Source organism: Bradyrhizobium sp. WD16, assembly GCF_024181725.1.
Lineage (GTDB): Bacteria > Pseudomonadota > Alphaproteobacteria > Rhizobiales > Xanthobacteraceae > Bradyrhizobium_A.
Genome location: NZ_CP028908.1, coordinates 5,895,560 through 5,913,398 on the forward strand (window position 1 = coordinate 5,895,560; position 17,839 = coordinate 5,913,398).

The 17,839-nt window shown below is 65.7% G+C and carries 13 protein-coding genes; 4 read left to right on the forward strand and 9 right to left on the reverse strand.

The genetic code is table 11. The annotated features are described in order from the left end of the window. Positions 1-566 precede the first annotated feature (566 nt). The 6 genes from DB459_RS27085 to DB459_RS27110 form a co-directional block, all read right to left on the reverse strand. Positions 567-1,082 carry a hypothetical protein gene (locus DB459_RS27085; protein ID WP_253710442.1) on the reverse strand — a complete coding sequence of 172 codons (516 nt, stop codon included), beginning with the start codon at positions 1,080-1,082 and terminating at the stop codon, positions 567-569. Positions 1,083-1,222: 140 nt separating this feature from the next. After that, on the reverse strand, positions 1,223-2,077 hold the full coding sequence (locus tag DB459_RS27090; protein ID WP_253710444.1) for a D-amino-acid transaminase: 855 nt from the start codon (positions 2,075-2,077) through the stop codon (positions 1,223-1,225). A gap of 173 nt (positions 2,078-2,250) precedes the next feature. Next, positions 2,251-2,982, reverse strand: coding sequence for an amino acid ABC transporter ATP-binding protein (locus tag DB459_RS27095; protein WP_253710447.1), 732 nt, complete (start codon positions 2,980-2,982; stop codon positions 2,251-2,253). 10 nt (positions 2,983-2,992) lie between these two features. Continuing rightward, the gene (locus DB459_RS27100) at positions 2,993-3,685 is read right to left on the reverse strand and encodes an amino acid ABC transporter permease (RefSeq protein ID WP_253710449.1); all 693 of its coding nucleotides are present in this window, start codon (positions 3,683-3,685) and stop codon (positions 2,993-2,995) included. Between the two features lie 3 nt (positions 3,686-3,688). After that, positions 3,689-4,420, reverse strand: a complete 732-nt coding sequence (locus DB459_RS27105) for an amino acid ABC transporter permease (RefSeq protein ID WP_253710451.1) — start codon at positions 4,418-4,420, stop codon at positions 3,689-3,691. A 237-nt stretch (positions 4,421-4,657) separates the two neighbouring features. Continuing rightward, complete coding sequence (locus DB459_RS27110; protein ID WP_371926831.1) at positions 4,658-5,584, reverse strand: amino acid ABC transporter substrate-binding protein; 927 nt, start codon at positions 5,582-5,584, stop codon at positions 4,658-4,660. Between the two features lie 663 nt (positions 5,585-6,247). On the opposite strand from DB459_RS27110, the gene DB459_RS27115 reads away from it, so the two are divergent. Further along, positions 6,248-6,577 carry a helix-turn-helix transcriptional regulator gene (locus DB459_RS27115; protein WP_253710453.1) on the forward strand — a complete coding sequence of 110 codons (330 nt, stop codon included), beginning with the start codon at positions 6,248-6,250 and terminating at the stop codon, positions 6,575-6,577. 36 nt (positions 6,578-6,613) lie between these two features. Here the strand turns inward: DB459_RS27115 and DB459_RS27120 are convergent, their stop codons facing one another. From DB459_RS27120 to malQ, 3 genes are all read right to left on the reverse strand, one after another. Next, on the reverse strand, positions 6,614-6,931 hold the full coding sequence (locus tag DB459_RS27120) for a cupin domain-containing protein (protein ID WP_253710455.1): 318 nt from the start codon (positions 6,929-6,931) through the stop codon (positions 6,614-6,616). Positions 6,932-7,148: 217 nt separating this feature from the next. Continuing rightward, a complete protein-coding gene (gene glk / locus DB459_RS27125; protein WP_253710457.1) occupies positions 7,149-8,099 on the reverse strand; it encodes a glucokinase in 951 nt (316 codons plus the stop codon). A 150-nt stretch (positions 8,100-8,249) separates the two neighbouring features. Then, a complete protein-coding gene (gene malQ / locus DB459_RS27130; protein WP_253710460.1) occupies positions 8,250-10,208 on the reverse strand; it encodes a 4-alpha-glucanotransferase in 1,959 nt (652 codons plus the stop codon). 201 nt (positions 10,209-10,409) lie between these two features. On the opposite strand from malQ, the gene DB459_RS27135 reads away from it, so the two are divergent. The 3 genes from DB459_RS27135 (at position 10,410) to glgB (ending at position 17,839) form a co-directional block, all read left to right on the forward strand. After that, positions 10,410-12,356, forward strand: coding sequence for an alpha-1,4-glucan--maltose-1-phosphate maltosyltransferase (locus DB459_RS27135; protein ID WP_253710462.1), 1,947 nt, complete (start codon positions 10,410-10,412; stop codon positions 12,354-12,356). 102 nt (positions 12,357-12,458) lie between these two features. Beyond that, complete coding sequence (gene treS / locus DB459_RS27140; RefSeq protein ID WP_253713717.1) at positions 12,459-15,695, forward strand: maltose alpha-D-glucosyltransferase; 3,237 nt, start codon at positions 12,459-12,461, stop codon at positions 15,693-15,695. Further along, entirely contained in the window at positions 15,692-17,839 is a 2,148-nt protein-coding gene (gene glgB, locus DB459_RS27145; RefSeq protein WP_253710464.1) for a 1,4-alpha-glucan branching protein GlgB, read from the forward strand. The genes treS and glgB overlap by 4 nt, the downstream gene beginning before the upstream one ends.

Consider the following 17,839-nt stretch of genomic DNA (forward strand, 5'->3'; position numbering starts at 1 on the left):
CCAAATGCGAACCCGTCCAGCACTGAAAAATGTCCACTCTCGGAAGAGTCGCGCACGGCGGGCGCCCTCGACTAAAGATTATCGATTAGTAAAACACCCCCAATAAAGGTTCATACCATTTCCGGTGGCGGGTTCAAATAAATACCGCCGACCACTTGAAAGAGGCGAAGATCAGAAAAGTAAATTGACGTCGTCGCGAGGAATTAAATCTGAGTTTTTTCAGGTATACCCAGGCGAATTCGGACAATATCTTTGGTGAATTCAGCAATTAATGTGCTGTATACGACAATATTCGCAACATGACGCAAAGCCTATTCGGCATCGGAACTTGAATTCCTCTTCCCGCCTGGCAGGAACTGGCCATGGTGGCAGCCCCAGCGCAGCGATATTGCCGGCTTTAGCCGACGAAACTGCCTCAAACGCAACGGATCGCCTTCCAGCGGATTTCACCAGCAGTCCGATCTCCCGAGCGGCGTTAGCCGGCCGCAATCGTCGCCGATCGCCACCTTGGACGCCAGGACCGGCGATTGCGAGGATGCGGCCCTACCTCTGACGCCCCAGACCGATCAGCCGGCCAGTCGGCGGAACAGCGAGCGCTTCTTCGCACCGCAGACCACCGCAGCCATGGCCTTCCTGCCGCCGCGCGTGTCGAACTCGTAAGCCAGCGGCGGCGCCTCGGTCGGCTTGAGTTCGAGCCGCAACCGCTTCGCCCGGGCGACGTCGCGCAGCGGCACGTCGAACAGCGGCACGCTGCGCGGATTGGAGAACACCTGCAGCAGCACCGGCTGCGGCTTCGAATTGTCGAAGGTGACGACGCTGTCGACCATGCCGCGCGTCAGGTCGCGGTCGATCTCGATCGCCAGCAGTGGCGCACCATTGGCGCAGGCGAAGCGCAAGGTGGCATCGCCCGCCTTGCTGGCGACGACAGCCTGGCGGGCGCCGCGGCCCGGGCCGTCACCCTGTCCCGGGACGACCTGCCATTGCGCCTGCGCGCCGAGAATCGAGCCGATCAGCACCAGCGACGCCAGGAGCCCCGTCGGCAGCGCCGCGACGCTCGTTTCTACGATGGATATCTGCGCCATGGATGTCTGCGCCAACGCCATGTCCCGGCACGCCCTCCGGCAGGCGGCCCGTCGTCGCCAGCCGCCCTGCGTCGCGACGTGAGGTGACACATCGGCGCCCATCCCGCAACATCGGCCGGCGCATGGCCGCGATCGCCCGGTCACTCGGCCGTGGCGCGGGCGAAGCCGATATAGATCTCGCGCAGGCGCGCCGCGATCGGCCCCGGCTTGCCGCCGGCGACCGGCTGGCCATCGATCCGCACCACCGGCTGCACGAAGGCCGAGGCGCTGGTGATGAAGGCCTCCTGCGCCGCCAGCGCCTCGGCGACGGTGAAGGCGCGCTCCTCGATCCTGAGCTTCTGCTCGTCGGCCAACGCCAGCACCGCCTTGCGGGTGCAGCCGGGCAGGATGGCGTTGGAATTGGGCCGCGTCAGCAGCACATGGTCGGGCGTCAGGATGAAGACCGACGACGACCCGCCCTCGGTGATGACGCCGTCCTGGACCATCCAGGCCTCCTGGCAGCCGGCCTCGGCGGCGGCCTGCTTGGCCAGCACCTGGGCGAGCAGGCCGATGCTCTTGATGTCGCGGCGCTCCCAGCGGATGTCCGGCACGGTGATGACCGCGATGCCGGTCTTCGCCGACGGCGCGTTGACGATGTCCTTCTCCATCGGGAACATCACCAGCGTCGGCGTGGCCTCCTTCGGAAAGGCGAAGTCGCGCGGCCCGGCCCCGCGGGTCACCTCGATATAGACCATGCCGTCGACGAGACCGCTGCGGCGGATGATCTCCTGCTGGATCTCCTTGATGCGCGCGATCGGCTCCGGCAGCGCCAGCGCGATCTCGCCGACCGAGCGCTGCAATCGCGCCAGATGCGCGTCGTTGTCGATCAGCTTGCCGTCGAGCACCGCGGACACCTCGTAGATGCCGTCAGCGAACAGAAAGCCGCGGTCGAGCACCGAGACCTTGGCTTCGCTCAGCGGCAGGTAGGATCCATTGACATAGGCGACGGGATTCACGGCAGTCTCCGATCAGTGCGAAACAAGCAGAACGACTTCATTTTCGTCATGGCCGGGGCTTGTCCCGGCCATCCACGGCCTTCTCGCAGCTGATACTGACAAAGCGTGGATGCCCGCGACGAGCGGGCATGACGGTGATTGTCTGACCACCTTGCGGCGACAGGCGGCCGAGGTCAATGCGACAGGATCTTCGACAGGAAGGCCTGGGCGCGATCGCTGCGCGGGCTGCCGAAGAAGTCCTCGGTGGCGGCGTCCTCGACGATCTCGCCCTGGTCCATGAACACGACGCGGTGGGCGACCTTGCGGGCGAAGCCCATTTCGTGGGTGACCACCATCATGGTCATGCCGTCGCGGGCGAGCGCCACCATGACGTCCAGCACCTCGCTGATCATCTCCGGATCGAGCGCCGAGGTCGGCTCGTCGAACAGCATGGCGATGGGATCCATGGCGAGCGCCCGGGCGATGGCCACCCGCTGCTGCTGACCGCCGGAGAGCTGGGCCGGAAACTTGCCGGCGTGGTCGGCGAGACCGACCCGGGCCAGCAGCGCCCGCCCCTTGGTCACCGCCTCGTCGCGGCTGCGCCCCAGCACCTTCTGCTGGGCGAGACAGAGATTGTCGATGATCCTGAGATGCGGGAACAGCTCGAAATGCTGGAACACCATGCCGACCTTCGAGCGCAGCTTCGGCAGGTTGGTGCCCGCATCGTTGACCTTGAGCCCGTCAATGGTGATCTCGCCGCCCTGGAACGGCTCGAGCGCGTTGACGCATTTGATCAGGGTCGACTTGCCCGATCCCGAGGGGCCGCACACCACCACGACCTCGCCCTTGGCGACGCGCGTCGAGCAGTCCTTGAGGACGTGAAACTGCGGCCCGTACCATTTTTCGACGTGGCGGATGTCAATCATCGAGCAGCCTTTAACGGATGATGGCGACGCGCGCCTGCAGGCGGCGGACGCCGCGCGAGGCAATGAAGGAGATCGAGAAGTAGACCACCGCGGCGAACAGATACATCTCGACGAGACGGCCGTCGCGCTGCGCCACCTTGCTGGCGGCGCCGAGGAAGTCCGTAATCGACAGCACATAGACCAGCGAGGTGTCCTGGAACAGGACGATGGTCTGGGTCAGCAGCACCGGCAGCATGTTGCGCACCGCCTGCGGCAGCACGACGAAACGCATGGTCTGGCCGTAGGTCAGGCCCAGCGCCTGGGCCGCGGCCGGCTGTCCGCGCGGGATCGCCTGGATGCCGGCGCGCATGATCTCCGAGAAATAGGCGGCCTCGAACAGCATGAAGGTGATCAGCGACGAGGCGAAGGCGCCGACCCGGATCGGCCGGTCGGCGCCGATCAGCCACTGCCCGATATAGGGGACGAGGAAATAGAACCAGAAGATGACGAGGACCAGCGGCAGCGACCGCATCAGGTCGACATAGAGCCCGGCGAGGCGCGCAAGGACGCCGATGCCCGACAGCCGCATCAGGGCGAGCAGCGTGCCGAAGACGAGGCCGCCGGTTGCTGCGAGCGCGGTCAGCGTCAGCGTGAAGCTCATGCCGTCGAGGAACAGATAGCCCAGCGAGCGGCGGATGACGTCGAAATCGAAACTGGCGAACATGGCCTACCTGCTCCCGACCGTGCCCGGCAGCGCGACCATGCGCTCGAGCAGCCGCATCGCCGTGACCACGACGAGATTGACCAGCAGATAGAGCAGCGTCGCCGCGGTGAAGGCCTCGAACACCTGGAACGAGAATTCCTGCATGGCGCGGGCCTCGGCGGTCAGCTCCATCAGGCCGATGGTGATCGCGACCGAGGTGTTCTTGATGGTGTTGAGGAATTCCGAGGTCAGCGGCGGCAGGATGACGCGGAAGGCGATCGGCAGCAGAATGTAGCGATAGGTCTGCGCAGTGGTGAGGCCGAGCGCGGCGGCGGCGTAGCGCTGGCCGCGGGGCAGCGACCCGATGCCGGCGCGCAACTGCTCGGCGACCCGCGCCGACATGAACAGGCCGAGGCCGACCACCGTGGTGACGAAGGGCGCGTTCGGCATCTGCTTGAGCCACAGGCCCCAGCTCTGCGGCAGCAGCTCCGGAAGCACGAAGAACCAGAGAAAGAGCTGCACCAGCAGCGGCATGTTGCGGAACAGTTCGACATAGGCGGAGCCGAACGCCTGCGCCCCGCGCGACGGCAAGGTGCGCAGCACGCCGATCAGCGAGCCACAGACCAAGGCCACGATCCACGCCGCAATCGCGCACTCGAGCGTCAGCCAAAGCCCGGCGAACAGCATATCGAGATAGCTGCCGCCTCCGGTCGGCGACGGCTCGAAGAAGATCCGCCAATTCCAGTGATAATTCACGCCCCCTCCGCGGTCTCCTCAAAGACCCATCGAAACACCACGCCCCCCCCCCGAGACTCCACCGACGGCCTCACGGCTCGGGACGACCCGCCGCGCGGGTCTCCTCACCATGAGGATCGAGGTTCGAATGATGCAGCTTCCGCGCCTCTCCACCTGGCGAGAAGGCCGGCAACGCCGGCCATCTCATCTCGATCCGCGCGGCCCGGTGCATCACCGGCCGGCGGAGCGAACGCCCTGTCACATCGCGTAGGCGTCCGGATCCGGCGAATCCGACGGCTTGGCAAACGCCTTGGTGAGCTCGGAGCCCAACGGAACGTTGAGCGTCAGCCCCCTCGGCGGAATCTTCTGCATGAACCACCTGTCGTAGATCCTGGCGCCTTCGGGGCTCTGATAGAGCGCCGCGGTCGCCGCGTCGACCACCTTCTTGAAGGCCGGGTCATCCTTGCGCAGCATGATGCCGTAGGGCTCCGGCTTGGAGAAGGCGTCCTTGGAGATCACATAGGCGCCTGGATCCTTCGAGCCGGCGGCGAGGCTCGCCAGCAGGATGTCGTCCATGACGAAGGCCACCGCGCGGCCGGTCTCGACCATCAGGAAGGCTTCGGCGTGGTCCTTGGCCGGAATGACGGTGATGCCGAGATTGCGGCTGACATTGGCCTCGGTGAGCTGCTTGATGTTGGTGGTGCCGGCGGTGGACACCACGGTCTTGCCCTTGAGATCGTCGATCGAGTTGATCTTGCTCGACTTCTTGGAGATGAAGCGGCTCGCCGTCAGAAAATGGGTGTTGGTGAAGGTGACCTGCTTCTGCCGCTCGGCATTGTTGGTGGTCGATCCACATTCGAGATCGATGGTGCCGTTGGCCATCAGCGGGATGCGGGTGGCCGAGGTCACCGGGTTGAGCCTGACCTCGAGCTTGTCGAGCTTGAGCTCCTTCTTCACCGCTTCGACCACCTTGTAGCAGATGTCCATTGCGTAGCCGACGGGCTTCTGGCTGTCGTCGAGATAGGAAAACGGCACCGAGGAATCGCGATAGCCGATGGTGATCGCGCCACTCTCCTTGATCGCCTTCAACGTCCCGGTCAGCTCCTGGGCCGCCGCCGGCGAGGCGCACAGCGAAACGGCGAGGACAAAGCCGGCCATCCGGCGGCGGCGAGGCGTGAACGTCATGATGTCTCCTTGTGTGGCGGCGAAGTGATGCCAATCTTGCTGTCGCCGCGACGCTTGGCAAGGCATCCCTTGTCGTCGGCGGCGGAGCGGCGTTCGGCGAGCTCCGGCTTGCATTTTCCGGGCCAGCTCGCCCGGATCGCGGCGCCGGCCCCGTTCGAATCAGATCCCGAGCGTCATCCGCCGGAGCCGCAGCCTGATAGAAAATCCCGCCACAACACAACTAAACGCAGCAGAAAATTTCCTTAAAATCCATGAAATTTAGAAATCCATGCCGCGCAGCAGGACCATCCCATTCATCCGGAATTGCTAATATTGCCCGCTTCTAGTGTGGCGTCTCGCAATTGCCTATGCCCTTTGCGGCAAGCCCCTGTAGGCAATTGCGAGACATAAGCCACACTAGCGCTTTGATTTTGCTCGTGTCCTTTATGTCTCCGAATGACCGTGCGAGCGTGAGGCAAATGGGGCGGTCATTCGGAGACAGGACACTAGTGTGGCGTCTCGCAATTGCCTATGCCCTTTGCGGCAAGCCCCTGTAGGCAATTGCGAGACATAAGCCACACTAGCATTTTGATTTTGCTAGTGTCCCTATGTCTCCGAATTACCGTGCGAGCGCGAGGCAAACGTAGCGGTAATTCGGAGACGGGACACTAGAGAGAATTGACCATGGCACCACGCAAGCAACGGGCGACGGCCACGGCCCCTGCGCGCCACCTCGCGGCCCAAGCGTCGGAGGCGGCGCGGCTGCTCGGCATGCTCGGCAACGCCCGGCGCCTCCTGATCCTGTGCCATCTCACCGAGCACAAGGAGATGATCGTGGGCGATCTCGCCGACGCCGTCGGGCTCAGCCAGTCGGCGCTGTCGCAGCATCTGACCAAGATGCGCCGCGAAGGCCTCGTCACTTTCCGCCGCCACTCGCAGCAGGCTTTCTACCGGATCGCCGATTCGCGCCTGGCGAAGCTGCTCGCCACCATCGAGCGGCTCTATTGCGAGTAGCGTGGGCAACCAGCCCGGCCGTGAGGAAAAGCGCCTTCACCCGCCCGCCAGCGCCTCCGGCCGCTTCACCTCGATCTCGACGAAGGCGATCGGGTGCGGCGAGCCGTTCATGACGTCGTGCTCGATTCCCGCCGCCCGGCGATAGGATTGGCCGGCCTTCAACGGCACGTCGGTGACCGCGCTGCCGTTGTGGATGCGCAGCACGCCGTCGGTCAGCATGACGACGAAATAGGGCCAGCCGTGGCGATGCCAGCCGGTGACCGCCTCGACGGCGAAGTCCCATCGGGTGATGCGGATATCGGCATCATCCTGCTGGACGGTCGGCACCGCGGGGGTCGTGCATTGGAAGGCCATCGACGTCGCTTTCGCTCCTGTTTCATCTTCGACTGACAGCGTTAGCGTCAGATCCAAAGCCGCACGAGAATCATAATGATGCTGGTGTCCCTTTGTTTCCAACGTTCGCAGAAGCGCCTGCTGCAAAGGAATACGAACGTTGGAAACGGGACACCAGCGCGAATTGCAGGCAGGCGCTGCCGCAATACGCGGCTGCCGTTCAGAGAAGCCATGCCGCCTATGCCGGTGCGGGAAGATTGGCGAGACCGAGCAGCGCCGGCTCGTCATTGACGATCAGAAGAGTCGGAATGCGCCGCAGATAATCCGTCATCCGCCCTTTGGCCTCGAAGCGCGCACGGAAATCGGATGCCGCCAGCGGCTGCCTGAAGCGGGGCAGGATGCCCCCGGCGAGATAGATGCCGCCCGTCGCTCCGAGCGTCAGCGCAAGATTGCCGGCGACGCCGCCGAGCATGGCGCAGAAATGGCCGAAGGCGGCGACGCATCGCGCATCGGTGCGGTCGAGCGCATGGGTGGTGACATCGGCGGGCGTGTAGTTCATCGCCGCCGCCCCGGCGATCTCGCTCAGCGCATGATAGAGGTTGACGAGGCCCGCGCCGCACAACACCCGTTCGGCCGAGACGTGGCCGAAGCGCCGGCGCAGGATGGCGAGAATGCGGTCCTCGGTCTCGTTCTCGGCCGGCATGGTGACGTGACCGCCCTCGCCCGGCAGCAGGTCCCACCGGCCATTCGACGGCACCAGCGCGCTGACCCCAAGACCGGTGCCCGGCCCGAGAACGCCGACCGGTCCGCCGGCGCCGCCGGCGAGAGGACCGATGGCGCAGCTGTCGTCAGGACGCAGATGGGGGATGGCGAGCGCATTGGCGGCGAAGTCGTTGAGCACGATCAGCGAAGTGAAACCGAATGCCTTCTGCAGCCTCGATATGGAGAAGGACCAGTTGCCGTTGGTCAGGCTGACTTCGTCACCGGCGATGGGTCCGGCGAGGGCGAGCGCCGCGCGGCCCGGACGGCGCGCGGCCGGAAGCGCCGCGAGGTATTGCGCTAACGCCTCCTGCAAGGTCGCGTAGTGGTGGACCTCGAGGTGCTGCAGGTCGGCATAGTGCCCCCGTTCAGCGACCGCGAAGCGCGCATTGGTGCCGCCGATGTCGCCGATCAGGGTCAGTTCGCTCATGACTAATTCCTGTCTCCACCGTGCCGCGCCGTGGTTGTACCAGCCTTGCCGGGTGCACGGCCCCTCGGCCGATGACAGCGGCCGCGACAGAGCCCATGACATAGCCCATGCGCGAGATCATGGAAACCGCGGCCATGTCGCGCCGGCAGATCAGGACGGAGAGCCGAACGCTCGTGACGCCAACACTCGCCGCAGTTGCTCGGGATCGAGGACGGCGGCGAGCGCGGCGCTGTCGGCCGGCAGCTTGCGGCGCCAGTTGGGGTGCTCGTCGATGGTGCCGGGCACATTGACCTGATCGCGCAGCTGCAAAAGATCCTCGACCGCGACGGCGAGCAGCCGCGACGGGGTGCGGTCGAGGAAGGCGAGCACATCCTCGAGTTCGATGTCGGCGGCCGGCTTGTGCACGGCCGCGCCCAGCCGATCGCGGGCCAGATTGCGGTCGCCCTCGCTTTCGCCCGGATCGATCGACAGGCCGTGCTTGACGGCGAGGTCGTGGCCGCTCATCCAGCCGGCGAAGGTCGGCAGGTCGTGGGTGCCGAAAGTGACGAGGGCATTGGCCGGATAATGCTCCGGCGGCTTGAAGGCGCCGTCGTACTGCCGCTCGAAGATCATCACCTGGTACGACCAGATGCCGTGGTCGGCGAGCCGGTCGCGAAAACCTTCGGGAACGGTGCCGAGGTCCTCGCCGATGACGATGCATTGGTGGCGGGCGCTTTCCAGCGCAGTAACCGCGAGCAGTGCCTCGAGGGGCATGCGCACATAGGAGCCCTCGCTCGCCGCAAAGCCCGACGGGATCAGGTAGAAGCGCTGCAGCCAGAGGACGTGATCGAGGCGGATGGCGCCAGCATAGCGCATGCTGGCGGCCATCATGTCGCGGAACGGCCGATAGAGCGCCCGATCGAGCCCGGTGGCGGAAAAGCCCGCAAGGCCCCAGTTCTGTCCGGCGGTGTTGAGCAGATCGGGCGGCGCGCCGACCGAAGCCTGCCGCGAGATCGCGTCCTGGGCATGCCAGGCATCGAAACCGTCCGCCTTCACGCCAACCGCGACGTCGAGATAAAGGCCGACCGGCATGCGAAGGGCCGCGGCGACTTCGCTGCATTCGCGCAGCTGGCGGTCCGCGAGCCACTGAATGAACTCGAAATAGGCGATCTCCTCGCCGTCCCTGCCCTGTCGCAGTTCGGCGAGCCGCGCCGTGTCGGGCCGGCGCCACTCCTGGGGCCATTCCCACCAAGGTCCGCCATGGCGCCGCCGCAGCCATTCGAAGCAGGCAAAATGGGCCAGCAGCTCGCCGCGCTCGGCGCGGAAACCATCGAATTCGGCGCGATCGGCCGCGGCGGCGTTACGGGGGAAGGCGGCGAAAGCCGCCCGCAGCGCCTGCCATTTGAGATCGGCGACCGCGCCGTAGTCGACGAGAGCTTCGGCGCGCAGCGCATCGAGACGATCGGCATGGCCTGCGGCGAAGCCCTCCGGCAACCCCGGCGCCCGCGCCGCGTCGACATAGATCGGATTGAGGAAGGAACGGCTGTTGGGAGAATAGGGACTGCAATCGGTTGGATGATCGTCGAACAGCGCATGCAGCGGATTGAGGCCGACCCCGCCGGCGCCGGCCCGCGCCGCCAGACGGACGACGTCGGCGAGATCGGAGAAGTCGCCGATGCCCCAATTGCGCTCCGAGCGCAGGCTGTAGAGCTGCAGCGTCAGCACCCAGGTCCGGTGGAATCGCCCCGCGAAAGCGCGCCGCGGCGCGACGATGACCGCGCGGCTGTCCGCCAGCCCGGCACGATCAGTGACGTCGAGCCGATAGACGTCGGGCGCGAGAACGGTAGGAACGGGAACCGGGCGATGCTCGGCCAGCCCGCCACAGATCTCGGCGTCGCCGCAGTGCAACGTCCAGCGGAGCGGGAAAGCGGCCGGTTCCCCGAGGGCATCGGCAGAGGCGTCGCCATCCCGGATCACCAGCGGCGCCTTGAGCAGCGGATGGGGGGTGGGCGCCGGGATCGCCTCGATCAGCGCCGTTAGCGCCGCTTCACTGAGGACGCGCCGCTCGCCCCAGGCGTCGTAAAACTCCCTCTCCAGGCCGAGTTCCGCGGCCCTTGTCGAAAGATCCATGAGCCCTGCCGCCGCACCGGCGCCGGTACGGCGCCAACCCCTTCCATTTCCAAGTATTTATCTACCGCCGGACAACCACCATGTGCGTCACAAATAACCCGTCTTGCCGAAGTCTGTTCCTGCGGAACCTCCGGTCTCCGCAGGTGTTCTCCCTGCCGGGACGCCCTCGGTTTCAAGGACGCGGTGGAGCAGGTGAATAAAATGGTTCAGACGGACGGTGCCATCGCCAGCGCCGCCGCATTCCTGATCGAGGACATCTATCCCAGCGTCGACGGCGGCCGCTATCCGGTCAAGCGCATTGTCGGCGAGACGGTCGAGGTCTGGGCCGACATCTTCCGCAACGGCCATGACGTGACCGTGGCGGAACTGATCTGGCAGCACGAGGGCAACGGCGAATGGCAGCGCGTCCCCATGCGTCACGACGGCAACGACCGCTGGACCGCCTCCTTCGTCCCTCACGAGCTCGGCCGCCACCTCTACGCCATCGAGGCCTGGAGCGACGAATTCGCCACCTGGCGGCGCGACTTCGAACGCAAGCGTGACGCCGGCCTCGACGTCTCGCTCGATGCGCTGGAAGGCGCCAGCATGTTGACCAGGGCGCAGGCGGCGCGGCCCGACGTCGCCGCCGTGATCCTGCAGAAGTGCGAAGACTATCTGTGCAGCGGCGACGCCGCCCCGCTGCTCTCGCCCCTGCTCGCCGACGCCATGGCGGAGAGCCAGCATCGCAGCGGCCTTACCCGGTCGCGGTTGCACCCGCTGGCGGTCGACCGGCCGACCGCGCGCTACGCCTCCTGGTACGAGATGGTGCCGCGCAGCCAGGGCACGACGCCGGGCCGCCACGGCACGTTTCAGGACTGCATCGCCCGCCTGCCCGATATCGCCGGCATGGGGTTCGACGTCGTCTATCTGACGCCGATCCATCCCATCGGGACGACCAACCGCAAGGGGCGCAACAACGCGCTGACCGCCTCACCGGAGGATCCGGGCAGTCCCTATGCCATCGGCAGCGTCGAGGGCGGCCACGATGCGGTGCATCCCGAACTCGGCACCCTCGACGATTTTCGCCGTTTCGTCGCCGCCTGCGACCGGCATGGGATGGAGGTCGCACTGGATTTCGCTGTGCAGTGCGCGCCCGATCATCCGTGGCTGACGCAGCATCCCGAATGGTTCCGCACGCGGCCCGACGGCTCCATGCGTCATGCAGAGAACCCGCCGAAAAAATACGAGGACATCGTCAATCCGGATTTCGACGCGCCCGCGGCCGCGGAAATATGGATCGCGCTGCGCGACATCGTGCTGTTCTGGATCGGCCAGGGGGTGCGGATCTTCCGGGTCGACAATCCGCACACCAAGCCGTTCCAGTTCTGGGAATGGCTGATCCGCGAGGTCCAGCTTCGGCACCCCGATGTCATCTTCCTCGCCGAAGCCTTCACCCGGCCGAAGCTGATGAAGGGCCTCGCCAAGCTCGGCTTCACCCAGTCCTACACCTATTTCACCTGGCGAACCCATCGCGGCGAGCTCGAGGACTACCTGCGCGAGCTCACCGGTTATCCGGAGCGCGACTATTATCGTCCGAACTTCTTCGTCAACACGCCCGATATCCTGCCCTGGCACCTGCAAGGCGGCGAACCGTGGATGTTCAAGTCGCGGGTCGCTCTCGCCGCGACGCTGTCATCGACCTATGGCATCTTCAACGGCTTCGAATTGCTGGAGCACGAGGCGCTGCCCGGCAGGGAGGAATACGCCAACTCGGACAAATACGAGATCAGGGTGCGGGACTGGAACAAGCCGGGCAACATCAAGGACTATATCCGCCGGCTCAACGAAGCCCGGCGCGCCAATCCAGCGCTGCAGCAGACCGAGCGACTGCGCTTTGCCGCCGTCGACGACGGCAACGTCATCGGCTTTCTCAAGGAGAGCGCCGACGGCACCAACCTGGTGGCGTGTGCCGTGGCCCTGAGCGGCGACCATCACGATTTCTGGTTTCCGCTGATCGGCGCCGAGGTCGGCCCCCCCAACTCCCGCCGCCGCGTCGCCGCGGTTGAAAACATCGCGACCGGCGAGCGACATGCAGTAGAATGGGACGGATTGCGGCTGCGCATCGATCCGGGGCGCGACCCGGCCGTTGTGCTGCGCTGTCTGGCGTGAGGGCGCGCCATGGATGAACGGCCGATGGTCGCCCGGAGCGAACCAGCCCAGGACAATACCGAAGGCGCGGCGTGGCCCACGGCGGGCGCCGCCAGGGATCCGATGTGGTACAAAGACGCGATCATCTATCAGCTTCACGTCAAGGCCTTCGCCGACAGCAATAATGACGGCATCGGCGATTTCGTCGGCCTGACCGGCAAGCTCGATTATCTGCAGGAGCTGGGCGTCACAGCGCTCTGGCTGCTGCCGTTCTACCCCTCTCCGGGCCGCGACGACGGCTACGACATCGCCGACTACGGCGCCGTCAATCCGGATTTCGGCACCATGCGCGATTTCCGCCGCTTCATCATCGAGGCGAAGCGGCGCGGACTTCGCGTCATCACCGAACTCGTCATCAACCACACCTCCGACCAGCATCCCTGGTTCAAGCGCGCGCGCCGCAGCCCGCCGGGCTCGAGCGCCCGCAACTGGTACGTCTGGAGCGATACCGACCAGAAATACAAGGGCACCCGGATCATCTTCACCGACACCGAGAAATCCAACTGGTCCTGGGACCCGGAAGCCGGAGCCTACTACTGGCACCGCTTCTTCACCCACCAGCCGGATCTCAATTTCGACAATCCGCGGGTGGTCAGCGCGGTGATGCAGGTGATGAAGCGCTGGCTCGACAGCGGCGTCGACGGCTTCCGGCTCGACGCCATTCCCTATCTGTGCGAGCGCGAGGACACCAACAACGAAAACCTCCCCGAGACCCACGCCATCATCAAGCAGTTGAGGCGCGAGCTCGACGCCTACGCCAGGGGCACGATATTCCTCGCCGAGGCCAACCAGTGGCCCGAGGATGTCCAGCACTATTTCGGCGATGCCGACGAATGCCATATGGCCTATCACTTCCCGCTGATGCCGCGGATCTACATGGCCATCGCCCAGGAGGACCGCTTTCCGATCACCGACATCCTGCGCCAGACGCCGGAAATTCCCGAGAGCTGCCAGTGGGCGCTCTTCCTGCGCAATCACGACGAGCTGACGCTGGAGATGGTCACCGACGTCGAGCGCGACTATCTGTGGTCGACCTACGCCAACGATCCACGAGCTCGCATCAATCTCGGCATCCGCCGCCGGCTCGCGCCGCTGATGGACAACGACCGGCGCAAGATCGAATTGATGAATTCGCTGCTGCTGTCCTTTCCCGGCACGCCGATCATCTATTACGGTGACGAGATCGGCATGGGCGACAACATCTATCTCGGCGACCGCAACGGCGTGCGGACACCGATGCAGTGGTCGCCCGACCGCAACGGCGGTTTTTCCCGGGCCGACCCGGCCAAGCTCTACGCGCCGCCGATCATGGACCCGGTCTACGGCTACGAGGCGGTCAATGTCGAGGCGCAGACGCGCAACCTGTCGTCGCTGCTGAACTGGACCAAGCGCCTGATTGCCGTCCGCAAGTCGAGTCCCGCCTTCGGCCGCGGCTCGATCACCTTCATCCGGCCCGCCAACCGCGCGATTCTCGCCTATGTCCGCCAGTACGGCGACGAGGTCATTCTCTGCGTCGCCAACCTGTCCCGCGCGGCGCAGGCCACCGAACTCGACCTGTCGCCGTGGAAGGAACGGGTGCCGCTCGAAATGCTTGGCCGCACCAGCTTTCCGGCGATCGGCGAACTTCCCTACATGGTCACGCTGTCGCCGTACGGCTTCTACTGGTTCAAGCTGACGGAAAAGGCCGTGGTTACGCCGCCTCCCGAGGTCGTTCCCGAATTCGAGACCCTGGTCATTCCGGTCGGCGCGGTGTGGGAATCCCTCACCCGCACCCGCGGCGTCTTCGAGCGCGATGTGCTGCCGCAGTATTTCGCTCTGGCGCGCTGGTTCCCGGAACATTCCCAGTTCGCCATCAAGGCCAAGCTGCTCGCCGCGGTGCCCTGCGCCACCGACGACGTCATGTCGCGGCCCTGGTTCGCCTTCTGCGTCGCCACCTATCGCGACCAGACCGCGCGCTACGTCATGCCGCTGCGCATCAACTGGTCGCGGTTCGATCGCTCGCATTACAACCCCGACGCCCTGGCCGCAGTCCGCCAGGGCGCGCGGGAGGGCACCCTGGTCGATGTCGCCGCCGACCGCGATTTCATCACCCTGATGCTGCACAATGTCCGGTCCGGCATCTCGATCGACGACCAGGGATTCCGCATCGAGTACCGCGGCACCGAGCGCTTCAACAGCGCGCCGATGCATCCGGTCGGGAGCGTCCGCGCCGTCCAGACCGAGCAGTCGAACTCCACCGCGCTGGTCGACAGCAACTACGTCGTCAAGATCTACCGCAAGCTCGAACATGGCGTGAACCCCGAGATCGAGATGGGGAAATTCCTCACCGACGTCGCCGGCTTCGCCAATACTCCCGCCCTGCTCGGCAGCATCGAGGCCCAGCATGGCGGGACCCGCAGCGCCGTCGCCGTCATTCACCAGTTCGTCGAGAACCAGGGCGACGCCTGGACGGTGACCAATACCTTCCTCGACCGCTTCATCGAAGCGGAGCGGCTGCTGCGCTCGGTGAAGGATCTGCCGCCCAGCGACGAGCGCAACCAGTATCAGCGCTATCTCGAGCAGATCGGCCGGCGCGTCGCCGAAATGCAGATCGCGCTGGCGAGCCGGGACGACATCGCCGATTTCGCGCCGCGGCCGATCGGGGCCGACGACGCCCGGATCTGGGCCGACACCCTGATCGAGCGCGGCCGCCGTGCGTTCGAGCGGCTGCGGCGCCATCGCGCCGTCGCCCGCGAATCCGACCGCGCGCTCATCGACGAGGTACTGGCCCATGACGGCCGGTTCGCGGACAGGGTGGAACGGCTGCGCCCGATGACGGGGGAGGCCCTCGTCATCCGCCACCACGGCGACCTGCATCTCGGTCAATTGCTGATCGTCAAGGACGACATTTTCATCATCGACTTCGAAGGCGAGCCGCGGCGCCATCTCGAGGAACGCCGTCGCAAGGCGCCGGCGGCGCGCGACGTCGCCGGCCTGATCCGCTCGCTTGACTATGCGGCGACGGCCGCGCTGGAACGCGCCCTCAAGGTCGAGGCCGACGACGGCTTCGCCGCCCGCGCCCTCGATGGCTGGCGCAAGCAGGCGATCGCCACCGTTCTGGCGAGCTACGACGCCGCCATGACCGACGGCCGGCTGTGGCCCGCCGCCGACGCCGCACGCCGGCGCATGCTCGACTTCTTCCTGCTCGAAAAGGCCATTTACGAAATCGAATACGAACTCGCCTATCGCCCCGACTGGCTGCGCGTCCCGCTCGCCGGCACCTTGCGCGTGCTGTCGCAGGAGAGAGATCCGAGCGCATGATTCAGTTGAGCGACGAGGCCTACGCGGTCATCGATGGTCGCCATTCGGACCCGTTCCACTATCTCGGGCCGCATCGGGTCGAGGACGGCATCGTGGTCCGGGCCTTCCTGCCGGGCGCGCTGGAGGTCGAGGCCGTCGAGGCCGGCGGCCATGCCGCCCGGCTCGACCGCCTGCACGATGCCGGGCTGTTCGAGGGGCGCCTCGTCAACGGCGACATGCGCTACCGCCTGCATGCGCGGTTCGGCAACGGCACCGCTGAGTTCGACGATGCCTACCGCTTTCCGCCGATCCTGTCGGACTTCGACCTTCACCTGCTCGGCGAGGGCACCGATCTCGCTCTCTATCGCAAGCTTGGCGCCCATCGCGCGGTCATCGACGGCGTCGAGGGCGTGGGCTTCGCGGTGCTGGCGCCGGATGCGCGGCGCGTCAGCGTGGTCGGCGACTTCAACTATTGGGATGGACGCCGCCACGCCATGCGGGTGCGCGGCAACGGCTACTGGGAAATCTTCGTGCCCGGCGCCCTGCCCGGCGACCACTACAAATACGAGATCGTCGATCGCTCCGGCCGCCTGCTGCCGCTGAAATCCGATCCGGTCGCCTTCGCCGCCGAACTGCGGCCGCACACCGCCTCGATCGTGGTCGACGAGCGCAGCCTGCAGCGGCCCGCCCCGGCGCCGGCCGACGTCAACAGCCTCCACGCGCCGGTGTCGATCTACGAGGTCCATCTCGGCTCCTGGCGGCGCAAGGACGGCAATGACTGGCTGAGCTATCGCGATCTTGCCGAGCAACTGCCCGCCTATGTCCGCGACATGGGCTTCACCCATGTCGAATTCCTTCCGGTGAGCGAACATCCCTTCGACGGCTCCTGGGGCTATCAGCCCACCGGCCTGTTCGCGCCCACCAGCCGCTTCGGCAGTCCGCAGGATTTTCTCGGCCTCATCGATGCCTGCCATCGCGCCGGACTGGGCGTGCTGCTCGACTGGGTGCCCGGCCACTTCCCCGACGACCCTCACGGCCTCGCCCTGTTCGACGGCACCGCGCTCTACGAACACTCCAATCCGCTGCAGGGCCGCCATCTCGATTGGGGCACGCTGATCTACAATTACGGCCGCATCGAAGTCAGCAATTTCCTGTTGTCCAACGCGCTGTTCTGGTTCGACCGCTACGGCATCGACGGGTTGCGGGTCGATGCGGTCGCCTCCATGCTCTACCTCGACTACAGCCGGCCGCAGGGGCAATGGATTCCGAACCAGTACGGCGGCCGCGAAAACCTCGAGGCCATCGATTTCCTGCGACGGTTCAATACGCAGGTGTTCGGCCATTACCCCCACGCCACCACCGCCGCGGAGGAATCCACCGCCTGGCCGCAGGTCTCACGCCCGGTGGAGTTCGGCGGCCTCGGCTTCGGCTACAAATGGAACATGGGCTGGATGCACGACACGCTGGACTACATCAGCAAGGACCCCGTTCACCGCAAATACCATCACGGCCAGATCCTGTTCGGCACGCATTACGCCTTCTCGGAAAACTTCATCCTGCCGCTGTCCCATGACGAGGTGGTGCACGGCAAGCGCTCGATCCTCGGCCGCATGCCCGGCGATGCCTGGCAGCGGTTCGCCAACCTGCGCGCCTATTACGGCTTCATGTTCGGCCATCCCGGCAAGAAGCTGCTGTTCATGGGCAATGAATTCGCCCAGGAGCGCGAGTGGAATCATGACCAGTCGCTCGACTGGCACCTCCTCGGCGAGCCCCCCCATGCCGGGATGCAGAGAGTGGTCCGCGACCTCAATCACCTCTATCGGGCGGTGCCGGCGCTGCACGAACTCGACTGCGATTCGGGCGGCTTCGAATGGATCGTCGCCGACGACGCCGACCACAGCCTGTTCGCCTTCATGCGCAAGGGCATCGACAGCCGCTCGCGCTGCCTCGTGGTGTCGAATTTCACGCCCCGCGTCCACCGCGGCTATCGCATCCGCGTGCCGTTCGGCGGTCGCTGGCGCGAGGTGCTCAACACCGATTCAACCCACTACGGCGGCAGCGACGTCGGCAATGGCGGCATGGTGGAGACCTCGGCCACGCTCGTCCCCGAGCTCAACCTGACCATTCCGCCACTCGCCACCATCTTCCTCGTGCTGGAAGACTGA

Bases quoted from the DNA above. Each gene is read 5' to 3' on its own strand.
- DB459_RS27085 (WP_253710442.1), bottom strand. From the start codon at position 1,082: ATGGCGCAGATATCCATCGTAGAAACGAGCGTCGCGGCGCTGCCGACG.
- DB459_RS27095 (WP_253710447.1), bottom strand. From the start codon at position 2,982: ATGATTGACATCCGCCACGTCGAAAAATGGTACGGGCCGCAGTTTCAC.
- DB459_RS27100 (WP_253710449.1), bottom strand. From the start codon at position 3,685: ATGTTCGCCAGTTTCGATTTCGACGTCATCCGCCGCTCGCTGGGCTAT.
- DB459_RS27110 (WP_371926831.1), bottom strand. From the start codon at position 5,584: ATGACGTTCACGCCTCGCCGCCGCCGGATGGCCGGCTTTGTCCTCGCC.
- DB459_RS27115 (WP_253710453.1), top strand. From the start codon at position 6,248: ATGGCACCACGCAAGCAACGGGCGACGGCCACGGCCCCTGCGCGCCAC.
- DB459_RS27120 (WP_253710455.1), bottom strand. From the start codon at position 6,931: ATGGCCTTCCAATGCACGACCCCCGCGGTGCCGACCGTCCAGCAGGAT.
- glk (WP_253710457.1), bottom strand. From the start codon at position 8,099: ATGAGCGAACTGACCCTGATCGGCGACATCGGCGGCACCAATGCGCGC.
- malQ (WP_253710460.1), bottom strand. From the start codon at position 10,208: ATGGATCTTTCGACAAGGGCCGCGGAACTCGGCCTGGAGAGGGAGTTT.
- DB459_RS27135 (WP_253710462.1), top strand. From the start codon at position 10,410: ATGGTTCAGACGGACGGTGCCATCGCCAGCGCCGCCGCATTCCTGATC.
- treS (WP_253713717.1), top strand. From the start codon at position 12,459: ATGTGGTACAAAGACGCGATCATCTATCAGCTTCACGTCAAGGCCTTC.
- glgB (WP_253710464.1), top strand. From the start codon at position 15,692: ATGATTCAGTTGAGCGACGAGGCCTACGCGGTCATCGATGGTCGCCAT.